This window comes from Nocardiopsis lucentensis DSM 44048 (genome assembly GCF_000341125.1).
Lineage (GTDB): Bacteria > Actinomycetota > Actinomycetes > Streptosporangiales > Streptosporangiaceae > Nocardiopsis > Nocardiopsis lucentensis.
Map to the genome: position 1 here is coordinate 1 of NZ_ANBC01000575.1, position 5,815 is coordinate 5,815.

A 5,815-nucleotide genomic window follows, 5' to 3' on the forward strand; every position below is an offset into this window, starting at 1 on the left:
TGCCACACGACGGCCGCCGCGCAGGGCAGGACGGAGACCGCCGCCGCGCAGCCCGCCCAGGCCGCGGTGGACAGACGCCGCCACCAGCGCAGGACGCGCTCCTCCCAGCGCAGGAACGCCCACAGGACGGCGATGCCGACGAGGAGGCCGGCGAGAACGTCGCTGAGGAAGTGCACACCGAGGTAGAGGCGGGACAGGCAGATCAGCGCGACCAGGGCGGCCGCCGCTCCGAACCAGGCGCGGCTGCCCGAGCGCAGGCCCAGGTAGCCCCACAGGACTGTGGAGGCCTGGGCGTGCCCGGAGGGGATCCCGAAGCTGGACTCGGCGGCGTGCGCGGTCACCTGGTGGCTGAACCAGAAGGGGCGGGCCCCGTAGATGAGCCCCTTGAGCAGGTAGTTGACCGCGCCGGAGGCGACGACGGCCACGAAGAGCCGGGCGCCGGTCCCGGCGTTCACGCACCAGAAGACGAGGGTGATCAGGAGGACGATGAAGGTCTGGGAGCCGAGCCCGGTGATGAGGCCGAGGGGTGGGGCCAACCAGTCGCCCCACCCCTGCACCCAGAGGATCGGGGTGGTCTCGGCCTCCCACAGGGCGTCCATGGCCAGGTGCTCGGGTGTCCAAGCGTTCAACGCGCACTCCACGGGTCCGCGCCTGGCAACGCCTCACGCCGCGCCGCTCCCCCGGGGCGCGCGCTGGCGCGAGGGGAAGACGGAGCCGCGACCAAGCGGAATCAACGACTACGGACGGGAAGCATAGGACGCGGGCCGCCCGCGTGACCAGAGCCACACGGGCTGCGCGCCGGGATCGTTATGCGAGGGGGCTGGCCTTGGTCGCCAGGGAGCGCAGGGTGTCGACCGCCCCCGCGGGGTCCTGGGCGCCGTAGACGGCCGAGCCCGCGACGAAGACGTCGGCTCCGGCCTCGGCGGCGCGTTCGATGGTCTCGGCGCTGACGCCGCCGTCGACCTGGAGCCAGACGGAGGACTGGCGGGTGTCGAGGATCTCGCGCGCCTTGCGGATCTTGGGCAGGACCACGTCGAGGAACTTCTGGCCGCCGAAGCCGGGCTCGACGGTCATGAGCAGGAGCATGTCCATCTCGCCGATGAGGTCGGCGTAGGGCTCGACCGGCTCGGCGGGGTTGAGGGCCAGCCCGGCGCGGGCGCCGAGGCGGCGGATCTCGCGCAGGGTGCGCACGGGGGCGCCCGCGGCCTTGGCGTGGATGGTGACGCTGCCCGCGCCCGCCTCGGCGTAGGCGGGGGCCCAGCGGTCGGGGTCCTCGATCATCAGGTGGCAGTCCAGCGGCGTGGTGGCCGCCTTGCGCAGGGACTCCACGATCGGCAGGCCGAGCGTCAGGTTGGGGACGAAGTGGTTGTCCATGACGTCGACGTGGAGCCAGTCGGCGGAGGGGGACACGGCCGCCGCCTCGTCCGCGAGGTGGGCGAAGTCGGCGCTGAGGATGCTGGGTGAGATCTGGATTGCCACACCCGCAGTGTAGCGAGGAGCGTTCGGTCCGGTGCTTCCACCCAGGTCAGCCGGTGCCGCCCTGTCCGATGACGATGGCGCCCACCAGCAACAGGAGAAGGATGATCCCGGCGATGACGCCCCCGGCGTCGGCGGAGACCAGCGGTGTCCCGCGGAGCCTCAAAGGGCGCGCGGACCGTTCGGTAGGGGACGCGGCGGCCGCGCGGTGGTCGACGGCAGGGGTGTGCGCCTGGTCGAGGACCCGGGTCGGCGGTACCGGGGGCGGTGCCGGGGCCGGTGCCGGGGCCGCCGGAGGATCGGCGCGGCCGAGCAGGGACATCAGCAGTGCCTCCGAGGTGGGACGCGTGGCGGGGTCCTTGGCCAGGGCCCGGCCGACCAGGGTACGCAGCGGCTCGGGGAGCGCGGACAGGTCGGGGTCGGCGTGCAGCACCTTGTACAGGACGGTGGGCACCGTCGGCCCGTCGAAGGGGGAGGAGCCGCCCGCGGTGAAGGCGACGAGCGCCCCCCACGCGAACACGTCCGAGGCGGGCGTGGCGTCGCCCTCGGCGATCTGCTCGGGAGCCATGAACGCGGGGGTGCCGATGGTGGAGTGCGTGACGGTACCGGCCCCGCTCGGGACCTGGGCGATGCCGAAGTCGATCACCCGCGCGCCGCCCTCGCCGAGGATGACGTTGCCCGGTTTGAGGTCGCGGTGCACGATCCCGGCCTCGTGGATGGCCACGAGCGCGGTCGCGGTGACCACCGCCAGGCGGTTGAGGTCCCCGCCGGACATCGGTCCCCGGTCGCGGACGCGCTGGTGGAGTGTGGGTCCCTCGACGTACTCACTGACGATGTAGGGCGGCTGGGCGTCCATGTCGGCGTCGACCACGGCGGCGGTGCAGAAGGTGGCGACCTTGCGCGCCGCCTCGGCCTCGCGCGCGAACCGTCGGCGCATGCCGGGGTCGGCCATCGCCTCCTCGGTGAGGGTCTTGACGGCCACCCGGGCGCCGGTGCCGTCCTCGCCCAGGTAGACGGTGCCCTGCCCGCCACTGCCCAGGCGGCGGAGGATGCGGTAACCACCGACCGACTCAGGGGCCGGATCGTGCGGCGACGGCGGTGGGGTACTCATGCGCGGACGGCTCCAGGGGGGCGATGGCCGATACGCGCCGGGGGCAGGGGCGCGGCACGACCCTATCCGACCCCGCCCCGGACCCACGGATGGACCGCGGGTGCCCCGTCGACATCCTCCGGGAGGGCCGGCCCCTCCCGGAGGCCGACCGGTGCCTCGGCCCGGCTGTCCCCCTGTCCGAAGGCCACACCAGCCGCCCCCGCGTGAGCCCCAGCGCACCATCCCCCGTCCTCGTCCCGGCTCACGGTGTGCCGGACTCCCGCGGCCGTCACGCCTCGGACCTGCGAAGCAGCGCCAGGAACATGGCGTCGGTCCCGTGGACGTGCGGCCAGAACTGGACGTACCCGCCCTCGGGACCCGCCGCCAGGTCGGGGATCCCGTCCAGGTAGTCGGCGGCGCGCAGCAGGGTGAGGTCGTCGCGCTCGTCGAGCACGCGGCGCACGATCCCGTCGGTCTCGTCCAGGTGCGGTGAGCACGTCACGTACGCCACCACCCCGCCGGGGCGCACGGACTCGACGGCGCTGACGAGCAGGTCGTGCTGGAGCGGCGCCAGCGCGGCGACCGACTCCGGCGTGCGGCGCCAGCGCGACTCCGGGCGGCGCCGCAGCGCCCCCAGCCCGGTGCAGGGCACGTCCACCAGGACGCGGTCGAAGACACCCGGCCGCCACGCCGGCGCGGTGCCGTCGGCGACCACGACCCGACCGGCGTCGCGCGGCGCGCGACGCACCGCCGTGGCCACGAGTCCGGCGCGCGCGGGCTGAACCTCCGACGCCAGCAGGCGGGCCTCGCGCTGCCCGGCCAGGGAGGCCAGCAGCCCGGCCTTCCCGCCGGGGCCGGCGCACATGTCCAGCCACAGGGCGTCGTCGCCGTGGGCGTCCACCCGGGTCAGCGCCAGCGCGACCAACTGGCTGGCCTCGTCCTGCACCGCGGCCCGGTTCTGGCGCACCTCGCGGATGGCGGCGGGGTCGCCCTCGGGCAGGTAGGCGCCGAACGGCGAGTAGCGCGCCTCCTCGGCGCCCGCGGCGACCAGGTCGGCGACCGTGGAGCGGCCGGGCTTGGCGACGAGGGTGACGCGGGGGCGCTCGTTGTGCGCGATGAGCAGACGCTCCGTCTCGACCAACCCGGTGGAGGAGCGCTCCCCCAGCGCGCGGGCCAGGTCCTTGACCACCCACCTCGGGTGGCTGTGTACGACGGACAGGTATCCGCTGGGGTCGGTGGCGCGATCGGGCGCGACGACCTCCATCCACGCCTCCAGGTCGCGCGCGGACACCCTGCGCAGGACGGCGTTGGCGAACCTGGCCCGGTGGTGGCCGACCACCTTCCTGGCCAGGTCGACGGTGGCGCTGACGGCCGCGTGCGGTGGGATCTTCGTCGACAGCAGCTGGTGGGCGCCCAGGCGCAGCACGGGCAGCACCTCGCGGTCCACGGAGGCCAGCGTACGGTCCACGCAGGCCTCCAGGATCGCGTCGTAGGTGCCCTGCCGGCGCAGCGTCCCGTAGGTGAGCTCGGTGGCCAGCGCGGCGTCCCGGCCGCTGATCCCCCGGTCGGCGAGCTGGGCGGGCAGCAGGAGGTTGGCGTAGGCGTCGCGCTGCTCGACCGCGAGCAGGACGTCGTAGGCGACGCGGCGGGCCGGGTCACGGGGTTTGGGCGGTCCGGAGGTTCCCCGGCCTCCACCCTGCGCGGGCTTCCCGCCCCGTCGGGGTCGGCGGTACGGGGATCGGGACTGCTCGCTCAACTGTGTTCTGCCTCAACGAACCGGGGACGGGGTCTGGTGGGGGCGGTCCGGAGCGGACCGCGCGGCCAGGGCACATGCCCTAGACGAGACTACGGCAGCTCAGCGGCCCAGGCGGTCATCTTCGGTGGGACGCACGCCACGGGCCCAGTCCACCGCCGCCATCGCACGCTTGCCCTGGGGCTGTACCTCGCCCAGGAGCACCGGGTTGGTGCTGGTCCCCACGACCACCCGCCGCTTGTCGGCGTGCACCTGCCCGGGGTCGAGGGCGGGGGTGTCGGCATCGGGCAGGGGGCTGACCGGGCCGACCTTGAGCCGGGTGCCGCGGAAGGTGGTCCACGCGCCGGGCGCGGGCGTGCAGGCGCGGGCGACGCGGTCCACGCGCTGGGCGGGGGCGGTGAAGTCGAGTTCGGCGTCCTCGGGGGTGAGCTTGGACGCGTAGGAGACCCCGTCCCCCTCCTGCGGCACCGCGGTGAGCTGGCCGCCGGCGATGCCGTCGATCGTGCGCACGAGCAGTTCGGCCCCGGCCACGGACAGGCGGTCGAGGAGTTCGCCGCTGGTGTCGGTGGGGCGCACGGTCTCGGTGAGGGTGCCAAAGACCGGGCCGGCGTCGAGCTCCTTGACGATCCGGAAGGTCGAGGCGCCGGTGACGTCGTCGCCGTGCAGGATGGCGTGCTGGACGGGGGCGGCGCCGCGCCAGGCGGGCAGCAGCGAGAAGTGCAGGTTGATCCAGCCGCGCTCGGGGATGTCGAGCGCGCGCTGGGGCAGGAGGGCGCCGTAGGCCACCACGGGGCAGCAGTCCGGGCCGATCTCGGCGAGCCGCTCCAGGAATTCGGGGTCGCCCGCCTTCTCCGGCTTGAGGACCTCGATCCCCTCGCCGGCGGCCAGCTCGGCGACCGGGCTGGCCGACATCCTCCGCCCGCGCCCGGAGCGCGCGTCGGGGCGGGTCACGACCGCCGCCACCTCGTGGTCGGAGTCGATCAGCGCCCGCAGGGACGGCACCGCCACCTCAGGCGTTCCAGCAAAGACGAGCTTCATCTACGGGTCCCCTCCACTGCTGACGGAAACCGTCCCGGGTCGCGCCGCGCCCCCGGCGCCCCGGACCGCGTGACACCCCCGTGCACGGTCTGTACGCGTCCCAGTTCTACCAGTCGTGCGGGCGGCTCGGAGCCATGAACCACGGGCTCTGTCGGGGGCTTCTGGTACACCAGAGGTGATGACAGCGCAGCCCGGCCCGCCCGACGGAGTCCTCTTCGACCTTCCCGAACAGGACCCGCCCAAGGCCGCCCCGGCGAAGGCCCGCCACGCGGCCAGGAAGCGGCCCGCCGACCGCCTGCCCGTCGCGCGCGTGGTCGTGGACACTCCGCTCCCCCACCTGGACCGCTACTTCGACTACCGGGTGCCCGCCGACATGGACGAGGCCGCCGTTCCCGGCTGCCGGGTCAAGGTGCGCTTCAACAACCGCCAGCTCGGCGGGGTCCTCGTCGAGCGGACGG

5 protein-coding genes and 1 pseudogene (1 of these 6 cut by a window edge) are annotated in these 5,815 nt (G+C 74.4%); 1 reads left to right on the top strand and 5 read right to left on the bottom strand.

Annotated features, from left to right (window positions below; translation table 11 throughout):
• The 5 genes from D471_RS0120090 to fmt all read right to left on the bottom strand — a co-directional run.
• Nucleotides 1-629: phosphatase PAP2 family protein (locus tag D471_RS0120090; RefSeq protein WP_026127896.1), on the bottom strand; the 629-nt coding region annotated here is incomplete at its 3' end.
• A 178-nt stretch (nucleotides 630-807) separates the two neighbouring features.
• Nucleotides 808-1,479 carry a ribulose-phosphate 3-epimerase gene (gene rpe / locus D471_RS0120095; protein ID WP_017600279.1) on the bottom strand — a complete coding sequence of 224 codons (672 nt, stop codon included), beginning with the start codon at nucleotides 1,477-1,479 and terminating at the stop codon, nucleotides 808-810.
• Nucleotides 1,480-1,525: 46 nt separating this feature from the next.
• A complete protein-coding gene (locus D471_RS35290; protein ID WP_051059226.1) occupies nucleotides 1,526-2,587 on the bottom strand; it encodes a serine/threonine-protein kinase in 1,062 nt (353 codons plus the stop codon).
• A gap of 268 nt (nucleotides 2,588-2,855) precedes the next feature.
• On the bottom strand, nucleotides 2,856-4,322 hold the full coding sequence (locus D471_RS0120105) for an RsmB/NOP family class I SAM-dependent RNA methyltransferase (RefSeq protein ID WP_017600280.1): 1,467 nt from the start codon (nucleotides 4,320-4,322) through the stop codon (nucleotides 2,856-2,858).
• 99 nt (nucleotides 4,323-4,421) lie between these two features.
• The gene (gene fmt / locus D471_RS0120110; RefSeq protein ID WP_026127897.1) at nucleotides 4,422-5,357 is read right to left on the bottom strand and encodes a methionyl-tRNA formyltransferase; all 936 of its coding nucleotides are present in this window, start codon (nucleotides 5,355-5,357) and stop codon (nucleotides 4,422-4,424) included.
• Nucleotides 5,358-5,535: 178 nt separating this feature from the next.
• Here fmt and D471_RS35295 point away from each other — a divergent pair.
• A pseudogene (locus D471_RS35295) lies at nucleotides 5,536-5,815 on the top strand (primosomal protein N'); it runs 1,837 nt beyond the window's last position.